Origin of the sequence: Candidatus Competibacter phosphatis (assembly GCF_012939995.1) — a bacterium.
GTDB lineage: Bacteria > Pseudomonadota > Gammaproteobacteria > Competibacterales > Competibacteraceae > Competibacter > Competibacter phosphatis.
The window spans coordinates 66,796-87,119 of the sequence record NZ_SPMZ01000004.1 but is presented as its reverse complement, the minus strand read 5'-3'; the positions used below and the strand labels follow the sequence as shown (position 1 = coordinate 87,119).

At 57.5% G+C, this 20,324-nt stretch carries 17 protein-coding genes and 3 pseudogenes; 5 read left to right on the top strand and 15 right to left on the bottom strand.

Features of this window, described 5'->3' with window-relative positions; translation table 11 throughout:
• Nucleotides 1-113: 113 nt before the first annotated feature.
• Nucleotides 114-423 (bottom strand): annotated as a pseudogene (locus E4P82_RS01300) ((2Fe-2S) ferredoxin domain-containing protein).
• Nucleotides 424-461: 38 nt separating this feature from the next.
• On the opposite strand from E4P82_RS01300, the gene coq7 reads away from it, so the two are divergent.
• Nucleotides 462-1,106: a 2-polyprenyl-3-methyl-6-methoxy-1,4-benzoquinone monooxygenase gene (gene coq7, locus E4P82_RS01295; RefSeq protein WP_169247211.1), complete on the top strand. Its 645-nt coding sequence runs from the start codon at nt 462-464 to the stop codon at nt 1,104-1,106.
• Between the two features lie 20 nt (nt 1,107-1,126).
• Here the strand turns inward: coq7 and speD are convergent.
• From speD to E4P82_RS01270, 5 genes and pseudogenes are all read right to left on the bottom strand, one after another.
• Nucleotides 1,127-1,944, bottom strand: a pseudogene (gene speD, locus E4P82_RS01290) (adenosylmethionine decarboxylase).
• Nucleotides 1,945-2,071: 127 nt separating this feature from the next.
• On the bottom strand, nt 2,072-2,488 hold the full coding sequence (locus tag E4P82_RS01285; RefSeq protein WP_169247210.1) for an OsmC family protein: 417 nt from the start codon (nt 2,486-2,488) through the stop codon (nt 2,072-2,074).
• 306 nt (nt 2,489-2,794) lie between these two features.
• Nucleotides 2,795-3,082, bottom strand: a complete 288-nt coding sequence (locus E4P82_RS01280; protein ID WP_169247209.1) for a hypothetical protein — start codon at nt 3,080-3,082, stop codon at nt 2,795-2,797.
• Complete coding sequence (locus E4P82_RS01275; RefSeq protein WP_169247208.1) at nt 3,076-3,741, bottom strand: hypothetical protein; 666 nt, start codon at nt 3,739-3,741, stop codon at nt 3,076-3,078. The genes E4P82_RS01280 and E4P82_RS01275 overlap by 7 nt, the downstream gene beginning before the upstream one ends.
• A gap of 335 nt (nt 3,742-4,076) precedes the next feature.
• Nucleotides 4,077-6,203: a polysaccharide deacetylase family protein gene (locus tag E4P82_RS01270; protein WP_169247207.1), complete on the bottom strand. Its 2,127-nt coding sequence runs from the start codon at nt 6,201-6,203 to the stop codon at nt 4,077-4,079.
• A 209-nt stretch (nt 6,204-6,412) separates the two neighbouring features.
• On the opposite strand from E4P82_RS01270, the gene pyk reads away from it, so the two are divergent.
• On the top strand, nt 6,413-7,228 hold the full coding sequence (gene pyk / locus E4P82_RS21650) for a pyruvate kinase (RefSeq protein ID WP_246327284.1): 816 nt from the start codon (nt 6,413-6,415) through the stop codon (nt 7,226-7,228).
• Between the two features lie 22 nt (nt 7,229-7,250).
• On the top strand, nt 7,251-7,886 hold the full coding sequence (locus tag E4P82_RS21645) for a pyruvate kinase (RefSeq protein ID WP_312913754.1): 636 nt from the start codon (nt 7,251-7,253) through the stop codon (nt 7,884-7,886).
• Nucleotides 7,887-7,898: 12 nt separating this feature from the next.
• Here the strand turns inward: E4P82_RS21645 and hypE are convergent, their stop codons facing one another.
• From hypE to E4P82_RS01250, 3 genes are read right to left on the bottom strand one after another with little or no spacing between them, the layout of a single operon-like run.
• On the bottom strand, nt 7,899-8,948 hold the full coding sequence (gene hypE, locus E4P82_RS01260; RefSeq protein ID WP_169247206.1) for a hydrogenase expression/formation protein HypE: 1,050 nt from the start codon (nt 8,946-8,948) through the stop codon (nt 7,899-7,901).
• A complete protein-coding gene (gene hypD, locus E4P82_RS01255) occupies nt 8,945-10,096 on the bottom strand; it encodes a hydrogenase formation protein HypD (RefSeq protein ID WP_169247205.1) in 1,152 nt (383 codons plus the stop codon). Before hypD ends, hypE begins: the two co-directional genes overlap by 4 nt.
• The gene (locus E4P82_RS01250) at nt 10,080-10,319 is read right to left on the bottom strand and encodes a HypC/HybG/HupF family hydrogenase formation chaperone (protein WP_169247204.1); all 240 of its coding nucleotides are present in this window, start codon (nt 10,317-10,319) and stop codon (nt 10,080-10,082) included. Before E4P82_RS01250 ends, hypD begins: the two co-directional genes overlap by 17 nt.
• Nucleotides 10,320-10,522: 203 nt before the next feature.
• Here E4P82_RS01250 and E4P82_RS01245 point away from each other — a divergent pair, with 203 nt between their 5' ends.
• Together E4P82_RS01245 and E4P82_RS01240 are read left to right on the top strand one after the other, a co-directional pair.
• Nucleotides 10,523-11,566, top strand: coding sequence for a cytochrome-c peroxidase (locus E4P82_RS01245; RefSeq protein ID WP_169247203.1), 1,044 nt, complete (start codon nt 10,523-10,525; stop codon nt 11,564-11,566).
• A gap of 448 nt (nt 11,567-12,014) precedes the next feature.
• Nucleotides 12,015-12,896, top strand: coding sequence for a bestrophin-like domain (locus tag E4P82_RS01240; RefSeq protein WP_169247202.1), 882 nt, complete (start codon nt 12,015-12,017; stop codon nt 12,894-12,896).
• A gap of 68 nt (nt 12,897-12,964) precedes the next feature.
• On the opposite strand, the gene E4P82_RS01235 is transcribed toward E4P82_RS01240, so the two are convergent.
• The 6 genes and pseudogenes from E4P82_RS01235 to glgX all read right to left on the bottom strand — a co-directional run bounded on the left by E4P82_RS01235 (nt 12,965) and on the right by glgX (nt 20,236).
• A complete protein-coding gene (locus tag E4P82_RS01235) occupies nt 12,965-15,100 on the bottom strand; it encodes an AGE family epimerase/isomerase (RefSeq protein ID WP_169247201.1) in 2,136 nt (711 codons plus the stop codon).
• 72 nt (nt 15,101-15,172) lie between these two features.
• On the bottom strand, nt 15,173-15,805 hold the full coding sequence (locus E4P82_RS01230) for a DJ-1/PfpI family protein (protein ID WP_169247200.1): 633 nt from the start codon (nt 15,803-15,805) through the stop codon (nt 15,173-15,175).
• Between the two features lie 40 nt (nt 15,806-15,845).
• Nucleotides 15,846-16,039, bottom strand: a pseudogene (locus E4P82_RS22680) (GMC oxidoreductase); the annotation flags it as partial.
• A 730-nt stretch (nt 16,040-16,769) separates the two neighbouring features.
• Nucleotides 16,770-17,393 carry an NAD(P)-binding protein gene (locus E4P82_RS22675; RefSeq protein WP_169247198.1) on the bottom strand — a complete coding sequence of 208 codons (624 nt, stop codon included), beginning with the start codon at nt 17,391-17,393 and terminating at the stop codon, nt 16,770-16,772.
• Nucleotides 17,394-17,505: 112 nt separating this feature from the next.
• Complete coding sequence (locus E4P82_RS01215; RefSeq protein WP_169247197.1) at nt 17,506-18,069, bottom strand: hypothetical protein; 564 nt, start codon at nt 18,067-18,069, stop codon at nt 17,506-17,508.
• A 70-nt stretch (nt 18,070-18,139) separates the two neighbouring features.
• Nucleotides 18,140-20,236, bottom strand: coding sequence for a glycogen debranching protein GlgX (glgX, locus tag E4P82_RS01210; protein ID WP_169247196.1), 2,097 nt, complete (start codon nt 20,234-20,236; stop codon nt 18,140-18,142).
• Between the last annotated feature and the right edge of the window lie 88 nt (nt 20,237-20,324).

The following is a 20,324-nucleotide window of genomic DNA, read 5'->3' as shown; positions in this document are numbered from 1 at the left end:
ACGTGCTCCGAAAAATCCGTGTTCGCTTGGAAAGTCGCACATTGTATGCAAGCGGTATTCGTCCTACAACCCCCGCTGCTATATGGAGACGACAAAAAAATGCCAAGCAATCGCTAGATGCGCAATCGTTCCACCACCCGGCCGTTGATCAGATGCTGCTCGATGATCTCATCGAGATCGGCGCGATCCACATAGCTGTACCAGGTTGCCTCCGGGTAAACGACCAGAACCGGCCCTTCGGTGCAGCGGTCCAGGCAGCCGGCGCTGTTGATGCGGACCTTGTCGGGAATGGCCGAGCCAAGCTGCTTGACGCGCTGCTTGACGTAGTCGCGGGCTTCCTGGGCGCCGCACTGCTGGCAGCACTGCGATCCGTCCGGTCGCAGGTTGGTGCAAAAAAAAGACATGGTAGCGATAATACGACACTTCAATTCCTCTTCAGATCCGAACCTGAGCTTAAAACCATGACGACTCGTTACTATACCCCCGTTGATGCCTTGCTCGTCACTCTGGATCAGGCGCTCCGCACCGTGGTTGGCCAGCCGGCCACAACCGGTCGCGCCAACCCGGCCGTCGCCGTGCCACCCGCCGAGCTGCCGCCCGAGGCGCGCAAGCGGGCCGGACGGCTGATGCGGGTCAACCATACCGGCGAGGTTTGTGCTCAGGCGCTCTATCAGGGACAGGCGCTGACCGCGCGGCTGGAGGCGGTGCGTGATCGCATGGAGCAGGCCTCCGCCGAGGAAAACGACCATCTGGCCTGGTGCGAGGCGCGGTTGAAGGAATTGGGCAGCCACCCCAGCGTGCTCAACTCATTATTCTACGCCGGTGCCTTTACCATCGGGGCGCTGGCCGGCAAGGCCGGAGATCGCTGGAGTCTGGGGTTCGTCGCCGAGACCGAGCAGCAGGTGGTCCAGCATTTGAATGCGCATCTGGAGCGCCTGCCGACCGAGGATCGGCCCAGCCAGGCCATTCTGGAGCAGATGCGGGAAGACGAGGCCCGCCACGCCGCCGATGCCCTGGCGGCTGGCGGCGCCCGCTTGCCGCTGCCCGTGCGTGCGCTGATGCGAGGCATGTCCAAGGTGATGACCCAAACCACTTATTGGGTCTAGGCACGCCGCGAAGAGTCTCGCTAAATCCGCAAGCCCTTGCGCAAGTTTTCGCCGTAGAAGATTTCCGCCATTTCCCGCCGCAGGCGCCGCTCGATTTCCGCCTGCTCGCGCGGGGGCACATCCTGTTTGTCCACGCTGAACAGGTAATTATTCAACTCGAAGTCTTTCAGGATCATCTTGGTGTGGAAGATATGTTCCTGATAGACGTTCACGTCGATCATCTGATACCGCTCCCGGGTGTCCTTGGAGAGGTAGTTCTGAATCGAGTTGATCTGATGGTCGATGAAATGTTTCTTGCCGGCCACATCGCGAGTAAAGCCCCGTACCCGATAGTCGATGGTGACGATGTCGGACTCGAAACTGTGGATCAGATAGTTCAGGGCCTTGAGCGGGGAGATGCGGCCGCAGGTCGATACGTCGATATCGGCCCGGAAGGTGCTGATGCCGTTGTCGGGGTGACTTTCCGGATAGGTGTGGACCGTGATGTGGCTCTTATCCAGATGGCAGACCACCGCTTCCGGCAGTGGGCCAGGCGATTCGGTATTGGATAGTTGGTCGGATTCGATCGGCTCCTCGGAAATCAGCATGGTCACGCTGGCGCCTTCGGGTCGTAATCCTGTCGGGCGATGTTCAGAATGTTGGCGCCGATGATCCTGGATACATCGCATAGAATCTGGGTCAGACGCTCAGCGTTGTACGCTTCGTCGATGTAGGCGATGTAGCGTTCCTGCTGTTCCGGCGTCGAGGTGTGGCAGACATCGTATATATTGAAGCTGAGCGTCTTGGTGAGGTTGTTGAACCCCTGCAATTGCAGTCTGGGCACTGGCTTCGGAGTCATCGCAATTCCTCTCCCCAAAAGCGGAAAAGCCAAACCCGCCGACTCGCGCGCCGGCGCGCTCCACGGAAGAAAGCGCGCGAGTATAACAAGCTTCGATGACAGGATTAGGGATTTGCGGCGAGCGTGTTCAGGCTTCGCGGATTTCGAAGGTGTGGGTCATTCGGGCGGTTTTGCCCAGCATGATCGAGGCCGAGCAGTATTTTTCCGCTGACAGGTGAATGGCGCGTTCGATGTGTTTGGTGCTGAGGTTGATGCCAGTCAGGATGAAGTGAACGTGAATCTGGGTGAATACCTTGGGGTCCTCGGTGGCTCGTTCGGCTTCGATCTGCACCTCGCAGCCGCGCAGATCCTGTCGGGCCTTGCGCAGGATGTTGACCGCGTCGATCGCGGTGCATCCACCCATGCCCATCAGCAGCATTTCCATCGGGCGCGGTCCGAGGTTATGACCACCCAGTTCCGGGGGGCCGTCCAGCACCACGGCGTGGCCGCTGGGCGATTGGGCCACGTAAGTCATGTCTTCCAGCCAGGTAACGCGGGTTTTCATGGTCGTTTTACTCCCGAAAGCGGACACTTTTCCCTCGCATGTTCGTCGTCAAAGGGAGTCTGGCGGACAGGATCACGCCGGTGACCCCCAGGATGTCGTGGCTGGCATGGTAGCACGATACCCACTCCGGGAATGCGCGGGTACGTCGAGCCGAAAACCGTCTGGGTTCTGGATGTCAGGCTGGAGTGGCTGGCAGCGGTACGCTAGCCAGCCACTTGGCGTTGCAATCACCGAGAGCCGCTCGAATGCGGCAGGGCGATCAGCTCGCGTGGGTGTTGCGGACCTTTGACTTGGCGGCGCGCGGCCTCAGATTTCGAGACAGCCGCAGCGACCCCACTTCGCCGGTTCCCAAGGGGTGTTCGGATTGGCGAATAGATAGCGAAAATTACCTTTGTGGGAAAAACCCAGGCCAAATTTTTTGTTCTTACCTTGTTCCAGCTTGACCGTGGTCGGCGCTTTGATGTGTTTGTCGACGTTGCCGCCCTCGCCCCATTCGACGATGGTCCAGGTGACGCGATCCGTGCCGAGAGCCGTAATCCCTTCCACCAGGGCGATGTGTTTGTGAGGGTTGTCGGGAGTGGCGGTGATCAGCACGTCGCCATCGCAAATCTCGGCGAGGGACCGCCGGGGTTCGAGCGGTACGTAGGGCGTCGTCGCCAATTCGGCCTGACCCCAACCCGTCCCGAGCTGTCTCTTCGTGCTCCACGACAGCAGCTTGCCGGGTTCGCCCGAGCCCCACACCTCGATGGATATCCCCGGCGAGACGCGTGGTAGTTGCCGACCAGCCCGTTGCAGTCCAAGCCTAGAAACTGTTTGGCGTACTGGTCGATGGTCGAAAAAGCCTTGCCCTTGCCGATGCGCCCGCACCGCCACGCCAGACGAATCACATCGGCGATCTCGCTGGGCGAGCCTTTGCCTTGGTAGGCACGCTTGATGCCCACTTTATAAAAGGGTTTCGTGGAGTCGATGACATCGTCTTGGGGAAAGCGGAAGGTCGAATGCAAATGCTTGGCCCCGAGGATTTTGGTCACGGCGGAGATGAGGCTGTTTCGCTCGGTTTCGCACTCGGCGCGGGTCCCGTTTTGGTAGCGCGTGATGTTGACCGATGTGGCCAGCTTTTGTTGCGGGTCGTTGATCAGCAGGCTGTGATAGTTCAACACGTATTGGCTGGGGCTGATTTTGCTCGACTGCACCCGAGGTTTGGGGTGGCTGATGGCGTGCGGAGTTTGGGTTGCGACGGTGCGTGGTAACATGCAAAACCCCCCGAAAAAAAGATTGGTTGATTGTCCGAAGCAATATCGATCCGCGTCCGATCGCATGGCAAAGGCTGGGCGGAGAGCGAGCCCCGGACACGGGCGGTTATCGGGTTCGAGCCAGCACGCGGCAGAGTTCTACGATGTCGTTAGCGGCGTGCGATCAGAAGCGGATATCATAAAATAGCTTAGCGATTTCCTCGGAAATATTCACCCGGCGCGATGGGTTTGGCGGGACGGAACAATGCCTTCGTGGTCGATTCATGCCGATGGAATGGAGCTCCTTGAGTTTTGCCACCGGAACCCGGTTTCCCGGGTTCCGGCCTCTCACGAAATCAAGCCAAATACACTCGCTCTAGCGCCCCGCGCGAAACGTTGCCCTTGCCGTCCTCGGCCTCGATGTAATAGCGCACGTCACCAGCGCCGACCGGTAACTTGGCGGTGTAGTAATTGGCGACGATGACCGCGCCGGTTTGCGACGGATATGGGCCGTTGTCGGTCATCGCTAGGCGGGTTTCGCCCGTGGCGGCGCGCAGCACCAGCGTCACCCGTTTCAGACCGGCGATGTCGTGGACAAAGGTATGCACCGTTCCCTCGCGCGGCGCGTCCAGCAGGCAACCCTGCCCCCAGCGCTTGCCGCCCGGATTTTCCGGGGTCACCCACGGCGCGAAGATAGTGGGGCCGGTGCGGTCCTTACCGGCGGACAGCAGCGCATCCACCTCGCTCTTGACCATGGCGTAACCGGCGTTGGTGGCGTTGGTGACCTGCTGATCCCAGACGTGTTGCCCGGTCCAGTACCAGTAGCAACTGGTCTCGGCGGTCAGCATCAGCCGGCTGATGTCATCCAGCCACGGCTTGCCGGGAACGGCGTCCTCCAGCGCATGAACCACATTCTGGAACGCGGTCAGCACCGCCCAGGAATTCAGGTCGGGCGAATAGGGCTGGTCGTAGCGGCTGAACCACTTCATGAATTGCGGATCGCCGTTGTCGGCACCGGCCCAGGAACCCGGTTCGATATGCACCGCCTGAGCTGGATCGGGCGGGAAACGGTCGAGATAATCGTGCGTCGTGGTCAGCTCGAAACGCGGATCGCCCTGTAACCACCGCACCATTTCTCCGGTGTTGTGGTTGTAATAGCTGTCGGCGCCGCCGCCGTGGTTGTCGCCGTCGGAGTGCAGCAGGAAAAACGGCGGATGCTTCGGATCGAAGGAGCCGGTCTCGACGATCTGGTTGTAGACCTGCCCGAGTACGTCGGGGTATTGCAACGCCCCGAAACCGCCGCGGGCATCCTCGTTGCCGATGTAGCGCTCGGCCGGCACCGCGATGATCTTGTGAACCTGACCTTCCGGGTCTTCGTATTGCACATACTCCGGCTTGAGCAGGCTCGGGGAAATTTTCGATCCCGCCCAGATGTTCCGTAATTGCAGCCAGTCGTTGACCGGCGGATTGACCTGCTCGGCGGGGTTGGGCGGCAACATGCCTTCGTTGATCCCGGCGTAGGGATAGTCCCGGCAGGCCCGGAAACGGTGGATGGAATCGTAAATCACCGCTCTGATGCCAGCCTGGTTCAGTGCCGGAATCATCCGTACATGGAAAGCGGTTTCCGGCGGAAACATCACGCTGGACGCTTCGATGCCGAACGCGGAACGGATAATGTTGCGGTGCCATTCGACCTGCTTGACGATATTACGGGCCGGAGTCAGCGCCATCAGCGGATGAAAGAAGCCAAATGCCGAGAAATCCACGCGCGGGTGACCCAGCTCGGTCTGTTCCTGAGCCACGGCGCGCAATTCGTTGTTCCAGCCGCCGAACCGCCCGCCGCACAGGCCATCGGCGGCGCAGCGGTCCAATTGCTCGATCAGCGAGCCGCTCCAACTGGTGGACAGCCCGGCATGAGGCAGCCCGCCGCCGACGTACTGGCGCACGGCGTTCGGGATGAAATGGGTGTAGGGACCGCCGCGCGCCCCGAAGATCGAGTCCTTTTCGCCATCCCAGTACATGCGGTCGGTGGCGTTGTAATAGGGTTGATGCATATGCTTGTGAATGCCGAAGTACAGCTTGACCGGCGCATCGCCCGGTCCGGTCGCCACCCGGATGACCGGCTTGGCCTTGGCGTTCGGCGCGATCCGCAACTGGCGGAACTCCTTGATCCAATCGCCGCCGCCGGCCTGCTGGATGTCGGCCTTGCGACAACCTTCCGCCTGTACGGTGAAAGTGTTGGGCCATAGCAATCCGGCGGGGATACTGGCGGCATACTGGTAATCGCCTTCGATCACCGTTTCTTCCAGCGCCTTGCCCGCGATCAGACGTTGTCCCTCGGGCGTATGCAGAATAATCTGCGGGAAGGGGACCGGACCATCGGCAACGAAAGCGATGGAAAACGCCGGATTCTTCCCGGATTCATCGCATTGCAGCGAGTCGGGCAGTTCGATGCGCAGGATACGAGTGAAGACCTCAACCATTGCTTAACCTCATGTGGGTTCCATAGGGATGGAGTGAGTGTAGACCGCCGGACGCAACTTGCCGCCTATACCCCGAAACGGCTGGTCGACCGCGCAAACCGCTTTGAGCGGCCGGTGGCCTCCTTTACACTTCGCGAACCCGACCAGAAAAATAACCAGTTGATTGTTTTTTGTTTTTATCCACTCTTTCAGCAAGGGGCGCGGCGAGTATGTCGAAGATCATGAAATTCACCAAGATTGTGGCGACGCTGGGACCGAATTCCCGCGATCCGGAAACGATCGAGCAACTGCTGCGGGAAGGCGCGGATGTGATTCGGCTGAATTTCTCGCACGGTTCGCTGGAAGATCATGAGACGGCCGTGCGGCGGGTGCGGGAGGCCGCGCAAAAACTGAACCGGCACGTCGCCATCTTTCAGGATCTGCAAGGTCCCAAGATTCGTCTCGGTCAACTGGACGGAGAATTCCTCGAAGTGGGCGCCGGAGAGACGCTGGTGCTGAGCACCGATGAGCTGATCGGCGGTGTGCACGACGGCGTCAAGAAGGTGGCCATCGATCACCGCAGCCTGCACGAGGAGGTCAGCGCCGGTGATCGGATTCTGATCGACGACGGCTTGTTCGAGTTCGTGGTCGAGCGGATCGAGGGGCGCGAGATTTTCACCCATGTGATCAACGGTGGTCGCCTCAAGCCGCGCAAGGGCGTCAATCTGCCCAACATCAAGCTGAAGATTTCCGCGATCACGGAAAAGGATCGACGCGATTTGCAGTTCGCCTACGACCATGGCCTGGATTATGTGGCGTTGTCCTTCGTGCGCGAGGCCGCCGACGTCAAGGAGCTGATCGATCTGATGTTGACCGTGCATGGCCGCAAATTGCCGATCATCGCCAAGATCGAGAAACCGGAGGCATTCCGGCACATCGACGGCATCATCGCGGTGGCCGACGCGATCATGGTGGCGCGCGGCGATCTGGGGGTGGAAACCTCGCCGCAGGACGTGCCGATCATGCAAAAAGACCCTCATTCATAAATGCAACCTGGCCGGCAAGCCGGTGATCACCGCCACCCAGATGCTGGAATCGATGATCGGCAACCCGCGTCCAACTCGGGCCGAGGCGAACGACGTGGCCAACGCCATCCTCGATGGAACCGACGCAGTGATGCTGTCGGCGGAAACCGCCGCCGGCCAGTATCCGGTCGAAGCGGTGCGAATGATGAAGAACATCGCGCTGACCGTCGAGACCAGCGAAGTGTTCAAGACGCTGGTGCGCAAGAATGTGGTGGCCCAGGAATCGCTGCTGTCCGATGCCTGCCCGCCGGTCGAGGATGCCGTTCACTTCGCCACCATCGATCTGGCCGACAAAGTTCGCGCCCACTATCTGGTGAGTTTCACCAACAGCGGGGCGAGCGTGTTGGGCCTGACCAAGTTTCGGCCGTTGATGCCGTTGATCGCCTTCAGCCCGAAGCCGGCGACCTTGCGCAAGTTGGCGCTGGTATGGGGGGTGGAACCGTTGCAACTGGGCGCCGTGCAGTCGGTGGATGATTTGTTGAGTTCCGCCACCGAGTTTTTGCTCAACAAGGGCATGGTGCGGGAAGGCGAGACGGTGGTGTTTACCGCCGGGGTGCCGGTCGGGGTGTCCGGCGGCACCAACATGATCAAGGTGGTGAAGGTGGAGAAGGCGGATTAGCGCGGCGCGATCTCAACAAATCCTCGGCAACTGTTCCCCGCTCAACCAATCCACCAGCCGGTGTCCGCCAAACACCGTCTCCATTTCCACGAAGCCGTGCGGGTCCGCCACCACCTCGCCGATCAGAGCCGCTTCCCGGCCCAGCGGATGGGCGCGCATCGCCGCCAGCAAGGTCTCCGCCACTTCCACCGGGCAGATCGCCAGCAGCTTGCCCTCGTTGGCGACGTAAAGCGGGTCTAGCCCCAGAAACTCGCACAGTGCTCGCACCGGTTCCTTGACCGGAATCGCCGCCTCGCGTAGCCGCATGCCGACTGCGGACTGGCGGGCGATTTCGTTCAGGGCGCTGCTCAGGCCGCCGCGAGTGGGATCGCGCAGGCAGTGAATGTCCGGCACCGCCGCCACCATCGCCGCCACCAATCCGTGCAAGGCGGCGGTATCGGACTCGATGGATGTGTCGAAGCTCAGGTTTTCCCGTTGCGCCAGCACCGCCATGCCGTGCTCGCCCAAGGAGCCGCTGAGCAGCACCGCGTCGCCCGGTTGCGCCCGGTTGGCGGAGATGTCCACGCCTGCCGGAATCACGCCGACGCCGGTGGTGGTGATGAATACCCCATCGCCCTTGCCGCGCTCCACCACCTTGGTATCACCGGTGACGATGGGGACCTCCGCTGCCTGCGCCGCTCGCGCCATCGATGTCACGATGCGTTGCAGATCGGCCAGTGGGAAGCCTTCCTCCAGGATGAAGCCAGCGGCCAGATACAGCGGCCGCGCGCCGGCCATTGCCACGTCGTTGAGCGTGCCATGCACCGAGAGGCAACCGATATCGCCGCCAGGGAAGAATAGCGGCGATACCACATGGCTGTCGGTGGCCATCACCAGCCGACCGGTCGGCACGGTCAAGCGGGCGCAGTCATCCTGGGCGCGCAGCCAATCGTTGTCGAAGGCGGCCAGGAACAGTTCCTCGATCAACTGGGCCATCGTCCGGCCGCCGCCGCCGTGACCGATTTCGACACAACCCCGCGTAAGATCGAGCTTGCGGGCGTAGGTTTCTCGCCGGGGGCTCACGCGGTCACCGCCTGCCGGAATCGCCCATAGTGATAATGCGCCGCACAGGCGCCTTCGGCCGAGACCATGCAGGAACCCAGTGGATGATCGGGGGTGCAGGCGCTGGCGAATACTTTGCACTCTTCCGGGCGTTTGATGCCACGCAACACCTCACCACAGGCGCAGGCCTTGTGATCGCTGGCCTTAATCGTGGGCACGGCGAAGCGGCGCTCGGCATCCCAGTCGGCGAACGCCGGCCGGATGGCCAGGGCGCTGTTCGGTAGTTCGCCCAAGCCGCGCCATTCGAAGCTCGGGTGGACCTCGAACACTTCATCCATCCATTGTTGCGCCTTGCGGTTACCTTCGGGGCCGACCGCGCGGGTGTATTCGTTTTCCACCCGAGCCTCGCCGGCGTTGATCTGGCGCACCAGCATCAGAATCGATTGCAACACGTCCAGCGGTTCAAAGCCGGCGATGACCAGCGGCCGGCGGTATTCAGTGGCGACGAACTCATAGGCGCGCGTGCCGATGATGGTGCTGACGTGGGCGGGGCCGATGAAGCCGTCAACCAATCCGGTGCCGCGAGTCGCCGCTGCTTGAAAAGGTGGAGGAAGGTCGGTTGCCAGCAGCGCCCGCAGCGCAGGCGGGGTGAGAACGTGATTGCAATACACGCTGAAGTTGCCCAACTTCTCACGCCGGGCTTGCCGGAGGACGACAGCAGTGGGTGGCGTGGTGGTCTCGAAGCCGATGGCGAAGAACACCACCGGTCGGTCGGGATGGGCGCGGGCGATCTCCAGCGCATCGCTGACCGAGTACACCATCCGCACATCCGCGCCGCGCGCCTTGGCCTTGAGCAGGGTGTCGCCCTGGGCGCCGGGAACGCGCAGCAGGTCGCCGTAGCTGCATAGAATCACTCGCTCGCGTTCCACTAGATCGATTGCGGCCTGTAATCGTCCGCTTGGCAGCACGCACACCGGACAGCCGGGACCGTGAATCAGTCGCACTTCGGCCGGCAACAGGTCCTCGATGCCATGGCGGCAGATAGCGTGAGTGTGGCCGCCGCAGAATTCCATCAGCGCATACCGTCGGTCGGGCTCGATCTCCCGCTGGATGCGGGCGGCCAGACCTTGCGCCAGCCGGCCGTCGCGAAACTCATCCAGATATTTCATGGCCGGCCACCTCCGAGAATTCGGCGATCAGCCGCAGGGTTTCCGCCGCTTCTTCCGGGTCCAGGCGGTTGAGGGCATAGCCGACGTGGACGATGACGTAATCGCCGATTTGCAGGTCGTCCACCAGCGCGGTGGAAATCGTCTTGCGCACGCCGCCCATGTCCACCATGGCGTGCTCGATGTCGACCAACTCAATGACCTGCGCGGGAATGGCGAGACACATGCCAGGGGACCTCCAAAGGGCACAACATGAAGACGGGACGGACGACACGACGAGCTCTCTACATCTTAGACCACCCACCGAACCCGCGAGGCATTCCCACCGATGACCAACCAGCGACGAGTTGGGCACAGCGGTATTAATCATCGTTTAAGGTTGGCGTGCTAGGATCCGAATCCCACAAAATAATAGAGGTAAATTGAATCATGAAGAAACGGTTTGTTTTCGGATTACTTGGCATGACAGCGCTGGCTGGCGTGGTATTCGCCGTCGAAGGTCAATGGCAGGCCCTGCCGGAAAAAGCGCCTGAGCCCGCCGACAATCCGACCACCGAAGCCAAGGTGGCGCTTGGCAAGATGCTTTATTTTGACACGCGTTTTTCGTCGACCGGCACGGTATCCTGTTTTTCCTGTCACAATGTGATGGAGGGTGGCGACGACCACCGCCCCACGTCGATCGGTGTCCACGGCCAAGTGGGTGGACGCAACGCGCCAACGGTGTGGAACTCGGCGTTCCTTTCCGCGCAGTTCTGGGACGGTCGCGCGCCTTCGCTTGAAGAACAGGCCAAGGGACCGCCGACCAACCCCATAGAAATGGGCATGGCGAATCTGGACGCCACCATTGCCCGCATCCAGGCGATTCCGGGGTACAAGCCGTACTTTACGGCGGCGTTCGGCCAGGGCGATACCGTGACCATGGACAACGCCGCCAAGGCCATCGCCGCCTACGAGCGTACCCTGATCACGCCGGATAGCGCCTATGATCGCTACGTCAAGGGTGACAAAAAGGCCATGACCGAACAGCAAGTGCGGGGCATGGACACCTTCGCTAAAACCGGTTGCACTGCCTGCCATTCCGGTCCTACCTTTAATGGTTCGGCCAACTTGCCGATGGGGCAAGGCTTTTTCATGAAATTTCCGATTTTTCCCGGTAGCGTCTACGAGACCCAATATAAGCTGACCGAGGATTTGGGACGCCACACCGTTACTCAGCAGGATGCCGACAAGCACCTGTGGCGGGTGCCGACGCTGCGGAACCTGACCTACACCGCGCCCTACTTCCACAACGGTGCGGTGCAGAGTCTGGATGAAGCGATACGAGTGATGGCCAAGACCCAGCTCAACAAGGAGCTGACTAAGAACGAAGTGCAGGACATCGTTGCGTTCTTGGGGGCGCTGGATGGTCCCTTCCCGCAGCAGACCATGCCACGGTTACCGCCGACGCCCGGCGACCTGCTGACGGCAAACTGAACGGAGTTGCCGTTTTGCGCGGCGCAAGCTGACCGACCCATGATCGGATGGCGGTTAGCTGACCGGGCTGGTCTGTTTTTCAAAGTCGATCGCCTCTCGGGGTGAAGCTCAGCCCGGTTTGATCAGCATCGCCCAACTCTTGATTCAAGTTGAGGCCATCGTCGTTGATCGGTGTCCATCAACCGCCACGGCTTGCGGTTACCTCCGGCGTCGACCGCGAGGGTGCATTCGTTGCCCGCCCGAATCTCATCCATGTTGAGTTGGCACGCATGCTGAGCGATTCTCCAGAAACACGACATGTATGAGGCGGAGTGGGGAGCACGGGATAGCGAAAAATATCCGATGCTCGATCATGTGCCTAAATTGATGTCTCAATGCTATCAAAATATCCCGTGGTATCAGCTAAACTCGAATCGATCGTGGTTGCCTTGTTCAATCGATACCGAGTATGAACCGCTTTGAGCGGTTTACGGATCGTAAGCCTCCGGATTTAAAGGAGGGTAACAATTCAAATTCGTTTTTTGCTGGAGATACCATGTCGCTTTCCGCTCAACTGCTCATGTTACCCCAATGGATGGCCGTCTCGTTATTGGTGGTCATTGCGGTGTCCTTTTCTATTGTGGGGTTTCTCACGGTTCACCACTTCATACCAGTTAAAATCAGACAAATTCATAATGATGTGGCAGGTTTTGTTTTTGCGACCTTAGGCGTCACTTATGGCGTACTGTTGGCGTTTGTGGTTATCGTCGTGTGGGAGCAATTTAATGATGCCAAGGCAAATGTCGAAAATGAGAGTAGTAGCGTCATACTCCTGTATAAGAATGTCGCAACCTATCCAGACAAAATAGCATCTGATGCAATGAGGAATGGACTGTTAAAGTACGCCAGTCAGGCTGTTGAAGAGCAAGATCCAGCGCGTTCCGAACAATTGCCTGGCGACTCATTATCAGCCATGAATCAGTTGCTTGGTCTGATCGACGGTATTATTCCCGACAGCAGACACGAGGAGATCCTCTATGCCCAGATTCTTATAAATCTGAATGAGTTGTCAAAATATCGCAATCTCCGCTATCAGGCCATGCATGAAGAATTACCGAGTGCCATCTGGATCGGAGTGGTGGTTGGAGCCATCATTACCACCAGTTTCACCTTCCTGTTCGGAACCGAGAACGTCTGGGCGCACATCATCATGATGTCTCTGCTGGCAGCTCTGATTGCGGTCGTGGTCTACGTGGTCATCGAGATGGATCATCCCGCGATGGGAGAGGTCAACATCGGTTTTCCGCAGGGATACTCAAAAATCCTCGAAATCGCGAAAGCCCAGCAATAAGTACACGCCGGTTAGCATGCATGGTAGGGCGGGCACATTCCTTGAGCCCGCCTTGAGTAAGACCGGCTTTAAAGCCAGCTCACTTCATCATTGAGTTCGCTGGATTCGATGGCACTTTTCACCGCTGGATTGGCACCAGTCACGGAGAGCTTGAAAGACGATCCAAAGGTTTGCTTACTGAATACGATATAGCGCAGCGCTTCGCTGCTGATGGAATCCAACTGCGTCATATCGAACACGATACCGCCGATATTTTCCGCCCGCGCTGCTTCGACTTGTTCCTCCAGATATCTGATGCCTCGCGGCCCAAGATCGCCTTGTAAGACAATCTTGGCCATGCCACCGGTCACATCGAGCAGATCGGCGCTGAAATGGACCGCATTTGGCGCGATACGTACGCGCACGGTGATTTCGCCATGCCCCTCGGGCAGTTTCACCGTCAAGGCGTCGGCATCAAAATCGTCGTAGGTGTGGCCATTGACCCACACTTCGCTGATGCGGATGCTGCCCTTGGGCAGAATGTCCGGTTGCACCCGCAGCACGTTGTCAGCGAATCCGCCGGGCTCGGGCTTGAAATAGAAATCCATCGGTTCCTGGGCGATCAACAGGTTGGTGTAAGTCGCCGCCAGATAGGCCAGTTCGAAGGAGTGATAGCCGGCCATCGAATGGCTGCCCTTGCCGCGCTCGGTGCCCAGCAAATAGGGTTGGCCGTTGGCCAGCACGTTGAAATAGACGCCGCCGCTGTCGTTATCCAGAAACCAGGCGTTGTAGAACGCCGAGGATTCGCGGGCGATGCGCAGGTGCTCGGGATCCTTGAGCACGCCATGCAAAATGAGATAGGCCAGGATGCCCTGTTCCTGTTGCCACCAAGCCTTGCGGTCGTGCCAGCCAAAGCGGTGGAATTTTTCACCCGAACCCAGGACGCGCTCGACCACGTCGTACCAACCGCCGCGCTGTGGATCGCCGCCCGCCTTGGGCATGAGCTTCGCTATCTTGGTGGCCAAGGCGACATACTCGTCCTTGCTTTTCAAGCTGTGCATGCGCATCAGATTCCAGGCGATCTTGAGGTTATGGCCAACCACCGCCCGGTTCTGCTGCCAACCCCAGGTCTGATCCTTGGACCAGTCGTCGTGGAATTTCTCCTGCACGAAATCGCTTTCCTCGTAATCGGGGAAGCGCTTGGCAATGGTATCGAAGGTGTACTCCAGGAAATCCGCATATTCCGGCGCTTCAGTTGCTAGCCACAAATTGATCAAATAAGCGGGTGCGTGATCGCCGACCGAATTCCAGTTTTTTCGTGCCCGGTTGTGTCCCAGTGTTTCGCTGTAAGGACTCAGGGTAATGGGATCGATGTGCGAGTAATAACCGCCTTTCTCGCTTTTGTCCTTATAGAAACGGTTGAATAAATTAATGGTGGATTTGATATCGTCCATGATCAGCCGGTCGCCGGTGGCCCGGTAAGTCTGCGTGGGTCCGGCCAAGGCGTAGATCTGCTCGTAACAAGGAAGGGCGTGATAATCGTCGCCGAACTCGGAGGCGAAAATCTTCTGTTCGGTGCCGTCGTCGTTGAGATCGACGGCGTGATACCAATAGCAGATATCCTCGCTGTTGTCCTTGAAGCGGAAATGGTCGCGTAGATATTTGGTGCCTTTTTGCGCGGCTTCCAGATAGCGTTCATCCCCAGTCAGCAAGAATGCTGATGAGAAGCCATACACCAGCCGGGAAATGGTATCGGTTTCCTGTCGGCCACTCCGCAGTTTCTCGCCGGTCAGCGCCAGATTGGTACGATACGCGGAATAATCGATTTCTCCATCGCCGAACTCCGCATTGAGATAGAAATCGGCCAACTGGCGAATCTGTTGAATCCACCAGTTCTGTTTTTCGAAGAGATATTCATTCTCAGTTCGGCCAACAAAAACAATATGTTTAACGTCGAATCGACAATCGCCATCAGCGCCGTCTGGATAGAAAATGCCGTAGGCGAACAGAAACCGGTCAGGCGTCAGCATTTCCCGCATGGGTCCGCTGGCATCGTGAAATGCTTCGCCCAGATTGCGGACCAGTTCCGCATAACAATTGACGGCAATATGCACCGTGTATTCACGGCCATCCGAAGTTTTCAAGCCGAAACTGTCGCTGGCTTGGTCATAGCTCGTGACATAGCCGGCGATCAGATCCGAGAAGGTGAAATCGATTTTATTCATACGGTGGGCTCTCCAGCATAGGGGGCTGCGATATCTTAGGAACTGTGATATTCGGCGAGTCAACGCCTGGCGTTAAGCGGCTTTCTCAATTTCGATCAGGAAAGTTTCCATGAAGCGATCGGTGACAGCCGGATGCTTACCGGAAATCAAGTTACCGTCGATCACTAGATCGGCCGTTTGGTCACCGTCGAAAATCACATCACCCCCGGCGTTTGCCACATCGCAAATGATGTTGTGGGCACAGGTCACCTTGCGGCCTTTGAGCAGTGAGGAATCCGCGCAGAATAGCCACAAACTGTGACAAATGGTGCCTATCTTCAGATTTGGCGTGGCGACTGCCTTGCGCAGAAACACCACGGCTGGTGACATGTTAGGTTGGCCCTTGCGGGGATTGGTTTCATAACGCAGACGATCGGTGGCATAGGCGCCGATCAGAATGATGCCTTTGAAATCGGCCGGTTGCACATCGTTGAGTTCGGTGCCGACGATGACATGTTCTTCCACATAGCCTTCGTCGGGATTCGAGCCGAACGTCAATTCGGGATTGCCCCACAAATGAGAGAGATAGACAACCTGATAACCCCGCTCGGGGAAAAAGGTATTGAATTTGCGAAATTCGGTCTGATCGAAATGATCTTCGATCAATACCCCGATCTTGCCTTTGACGGGCTCGCCGAGAATACCTCGGACCGGATCTTTAGCCATGATCACCTTCCTCGACAGTGGATACGGAAACAATTTCAATTCAGCCGAAATCCTTGGCCACGATTTGTTCCATGCAACGTTCGGCAAGGGCGGCAATGGTCAAGGCGGGATTTGTGGCTGCGGTGCATCCCGGTATGAGCGCGGCATCGACCACATAAAGCCCTGGATAGCCCTGTACTCGCCCGTACATGTCGCACGCTTTGCCCAATACACTCCACCGCAGGGATGCGCCGTAACTCCAGCGCCGGCTTGGGTTTTATCGTGAACGACGCTTTGATTGCTCGGTTCCGGGAAGCCATTGATCGGGCAGAAGTAATGGCCGCTGAAATTCAGACTGCCCTTGATCGGCATTTCATAGGGATTGTTGTCATCCAGCAAGGCGTAGGTCAGATTGACCGCTTCCAGCATTTTTTGATTGCCGGGCGAATCCAGACGGAAGGTCAGGCGTACCCGATCGGTGTCGGGGTCATAGCGGAAAGCGCCCAGATCGGCGGGTAGCGTCATACCCAGGGTCGTCAATGTACCCTCGGGTGCATCCCATTCCGGAAACACGATGATCGCCTGCGGCAGAATCGGATTATCGTGATGCTCGATGATGATCGAGGCGGGTCCCCCCTGTCCTCCGTTGGTGCGCGCGGATACTTTGCGAGTGGCGAAGGTGTCGCCGTTATTGCCCCAGAATTGACCCACGTAGTCGTTTAAGGCCGGCAGTTTGCCGGTGGTCTTGGCGCGTACCAGCATCTTCGAAGTACCCATGGACCCGGCCGCCAGGAACAGCTTGCTCGTCACGAAAGTTTTGGTTTCTTGTACTTCGCCCTGCTCGTTGATGTGATCGCAAGTGATCCGATACTGATTTTTACCCGCCTCGGCGATCTCGGTCACCTGATGCAGGGCAAGAATCTCGACACAGCCCGTTTCCTGGGCCAGGGATAGATAATTGTGATCCAGGCTGCGTTTGACGCCGCTATTGATGCCGTACCAAATTTCGCCAGCGATGGCCGCCGGTTTTTTTTTCGCCTTGCAGTTCCTGACGAACCACGTCCCAGTCCGAACCCAGGTCGGCGCGGCGGACCTTCATGCCGGCCAAGGATGCTTGTTCCGTCATGATTCGGGTCGACAAATAATAGTCGGATTCCAGCACATCGCCTGGAATGGGCGAGGGTTTGATCACGCTGCGTACCCGAGGATAATAAACGGCATCCATTTCATCGTAAGGGATTTCCGGCGGGAAAACCCGATTCCAGTTGGCGCGACTCGGTTGGTAGAGCACCGTGTTGTAGACCAGCGAGCCACCACCGACACCCGCCGCGCACCATACGGTAATGCCGTCCTCGATATGCCGCTCCAGAAGACCAACGTATTTGTTGATCGGTTTGGGCTCGAACATCACCGTTTCATCGCTCAGCCAGGCGGCCCGTCCATCCGGTTCCCGGTAAGTGCAAAACGTATCCTGTCGATCGGTAATTGGCCACCATTTACCGCGTTCCAGGACTAGCGTTTTTATCCCTTTTTCGGCAAGTCGGTAAGCCGCAATCGAACCACCGAATCCGCTGCCGATTACAATCGCATCGTAGTGTTCTTCAGCCATGGGTTATTTTCCTCACCTTGGTGTTTTTTGGCGGTGTGATGGGGTTAAGCCGCTCTTTTCCCAGTTGTGGTTTCGGACTGGAATAAAGCAAGGCAATTCCACCCACGCATTTCTAGGTTTTGATCAGTTTCAGAAGTTCTGGGCTGGCGAAAACATCGCGATAGAATGTGAGCTGTTCGCTCTTGAAATGACAGCCACCACGATGTCCACGTCGTACCCAGCAAACACTGCCTTTCGCAATCGTCTCATGGGTGGTGTCGTCCATGCAGGCCCACTCGAAATGCACGAATTCACTGTGGAACATCGCGATCGGCCAAGTCATGGTAACACCTGGCTGAGCAATCAATGCCCACCAGTGTTTTTCTCGTACTTTCTGTTCACTGACTCCATAATAAGGACCATCCTGGCAGAAATACACGAGATCGTCACGATACTCGGCAACCAGAATGTCACCACGCCCTTGGCGCAGTGCTTCGCAATGCGTCGGCCACCAAGCTTTATTTTCCTGCTCGATCTGCTCGGCTGGGTAATGAGCATCTATCGCCGGCAATGTCGCTTCCTTCATTGCGGCAAAACGCAATCCATCATCGATCAACTGAGATCGAAGTGGCTCGGAGACGGGGTCCGGCTTGGAATAGTCCGCACTCAGTCCTTCATAATAATTTCGTCTTGCCATGCTCGGTCCTCCTCTATATGAGTTGAGATCGGTCTCCGCTGAAACGCAGAGCAGAAGGAATCAGGATAGCTTACTTGGATATCAGCACCACGACGCTACGCCCATTGACCGAATATCGGTCAGCGTCAATCTCGGATTCCTGACCTAGTGACATGATGTCGTCCGGGGATTCCAAACTGGTATCGATCACCCGATACCATTTACGCCCTGAAACGGGCGGGATGGCAAAACTCAACGGTTCCCAGTACATATTCATCATGAGATGAATATCCGCTTCGTCACCCATCCCACCGGAAGTAGCCGTCAGGGCACGGGCATTGGGATCGTCCCAATTCGGTTCGTTCAGTTCGCAGCCATGCCAAGTGATATCGGCAAGTCCACGCTCGTTGACGACTCCGGTGAAATAACGGGAACGGTGCGCCGTATCATGGCGCAGCCTAAAGGCGATCAGTTCCTTCCAGAATCGAAACAGGTTTTTGTGCTTATCAGTCAGATTCCAGTCGAACCAACTGATCTCGTTATCCTGGCAATAGGCGTTGTTGTTGCCTTTCTGGGTACGTCGTACTTCGTCGCCCATGACCATCATCGGGACACCCTGAGACAACATCAGCAGGGTTGCGAAGTTCTTGACTTGCCGGTTGCGCAGAGCCTCGACGCCGGCATCGTCCGTCTCGCCCTCCACCCCGCAATTCCAACTCAGATTCTCATTGATGCCGTCGTTGTTATGTTCACCATTTGCCCAGTTGTGCTTGTCGTTGTAGGCGACAAGATCATTCAGGGTAAAGCCATCGTGAGCGACCAAAAAATTGACGCTATTAACCGGCAAGTGACCACGCCATTGATACAAGTCGGCACTGCCTGACAGCCGTGAAGCGACGGTGCCGATGATACCAGGATCGCCCTTGACGAAGCGGCGAATGTCGTCGCGGTAACGGCCATTCCATTCTCCCCAGCGGTAGCCGGGAAAATGACCGATCTGATATAATCCGGCGGCATCCCAAGCCTCGGCAATGACTTTGGCATCAATCAGATCTTCATCCAATTCGATCTGCCACAATACGGGTGGATATTGCATTGGTGCTCCATCCTCGCCGCGAGACAGCACTGAAGCTTCGTCGAAACGAAAACCGTCCACATGCATTTCATTGACCCAATACTTCAGGCATTCGACAATGAATTTTTCCCCTATGGGATGATTGCAGTTGAAGGTATTACCACAACCGGTATAGTCGTAGTAGTAACGTCGATCCAGCGGTGACAGATAGTAATAATTGCTGTTGTCGATGCCCTTGAAGGAAAACACTGGCCCTTGATGATTACCTTCGTCAGTGTGATTGAATACGACATCGAGAATGACTTCGATGCCAGCCTTGTGGAGCGCCTTGACCATATCACGGAATTCTCGTACATGGTTACCGGCTTCCGGGCTGATGCAATAACTCGGGTGTGGGGCAAAATAGCTCATGGTGCTATAGCCCCAATAATTGTTGAGCGATTGACCTTCGAACTCCCTGGTTTCGGTATCGTCGAATTCGAAAACCGGCAACAGTTCGACCGCTGTGACGCCAAGTTCCTTTAGATAGGGAATTTTCTCGATAATGGCGGCAAAAGTGCCCGGATGCTTGACTCCAGCAGTGGCCGAGCGAGTAAAACCACCAACGTGCAACTCATAAATGACTGTCTGATTCAGTGGACGTTTGAGTGGTTGATCGCCTTCCCAGTCGTAATCCTTGGTGTCGATGACTACGCTACGCAACGAGGTGGTCAGATTATCGCCCGGCAAGCAAGCGTCGCCGCGTTTCCATAGTGATTTATTATTCCCTTTTGAGTACGGATCGATCAGTACTTTTTCCCGATCGAAACGATGTCCGGCACCTGGATCGTTCGGGCCATCGACGCGCAAGGCGTAATGAATACCCGCCTTGGCATTCTTGATGAACACATGCCAGAAATGAAAGGTTTTGTTGACGATCGGATCGAATACCACGGTTTGAAAGGGCTTGATATCGTCATGATTCTCGAACAGCAGTAGTTCAACCCCAGTTGCATGTTCTGAGAACAAGGAGAAATTGATGCCATTCTCTACAAGGGTTGTTCCCAAGGGATGAGGCGATCCTGGCTCGATCGTAAAGGATTTTGCGCTAGGCTTGCTGACTGGTTTGGGCATTTGGGTATACTCCCCTAAAATTTGTGGATAAATTCTCGGCACCCAGTCATTTGGATAGAACTCCAACGCTGTTCTCAATCACCATCCG

Coding starts and splice junctions, on each gene's coding strand:
- coq7 (WP_169247211.1), top strand. CDS start 462: ATGACGACTCGTTACTATACCCCCGTTGATGCCTTGCTCGTCACTCTG.
- E4P82_RS01285 (WP_169247210.1), bottom strand. CDS start 2,488: ATGAAAACCCGCGTTACCTGGCTGGAAGACATGACTTACGTGGCCCAA.
- E4P82_RS01275 (WP_169247208.1), bottom strand. CDS start 3,741: ATGTTACCACGCACCGTCGCAACCCAAACTCCGCACGCCATCAGCCAC.
- E4P82_RS01270 (WP_169247207.1), bottom strand. CDS start 6,203: ATGGTTGAGGTCTTCACTCGTATCCTGCGCATCGAACTGCCCGACTCG.
- pyk (WP_246327284.1), top strand. CDS start 6,413: ATGTCGAAGATCATGAAATTCACCAAGATTGTGGCGACGCTGGGACCG.
- hypD (WP_169247205.1), bottom strand. CDS start 10,096: ATGAAATATCTGGATGAGTTTCGCGACGGCCGGCTGGCGCAAGGTCTG.
- E4P82_RS01250 (WP_169247204.1), bottom strand. CDS start 10,319: ATGTGTCTCGCCATTCCCGCGCAGGTCATTGAGTTGGTCGACATCGAG.
- E4P82_RS01245 (WP_169247203.1), top strand. CDS start 10,523: ATGAAGAAACGGTTTGTTTTCGGATTACTTGGCATGACAGCGCTGGCT.
- E4P82_RS01240 (WP_169247202.1), top strand. CDS start 12,015: ATGAACCGCTTTGAGCGGTTTACGGATCGTAAGCCTCCGGATTTAAAG.
- E4P82_RS01235 (WP_169247201.1), bottom strand. CDS start 15,100: ATGAATAAAATCGATTTCACCTTCTCGGATCTGATCGCCGGCTATGTC.
- E4P82_RS01230 (WP_169247200.1), bottom strand. CDS start 15,805: ATGGCTAAAGATCCGGTCCGAGGTATTCTCGGCGAGCCCGTCAAAGGC.
- E4P82_RS22675 (WP_169247198.1), bottom strand. CDS start 17,393: ATGGCTGAAGAACACTACGATGCGATTGTAATCGGCAGCGGATTCGGT.
- E4P82_RS01215 (WP_169247197.1), bottom strand. CDS start 18,069: ATGGCAAGACGAAATTATTATGAAGGACTGAGTGCGGACTATTCCAAG.
- glgX (WP_169247196.1), bottom strand. CDS start 20,236: ATGCCCAAACCAGTCAGCAAGCCTAGCGCAAAATCCTTTACGATCGAG.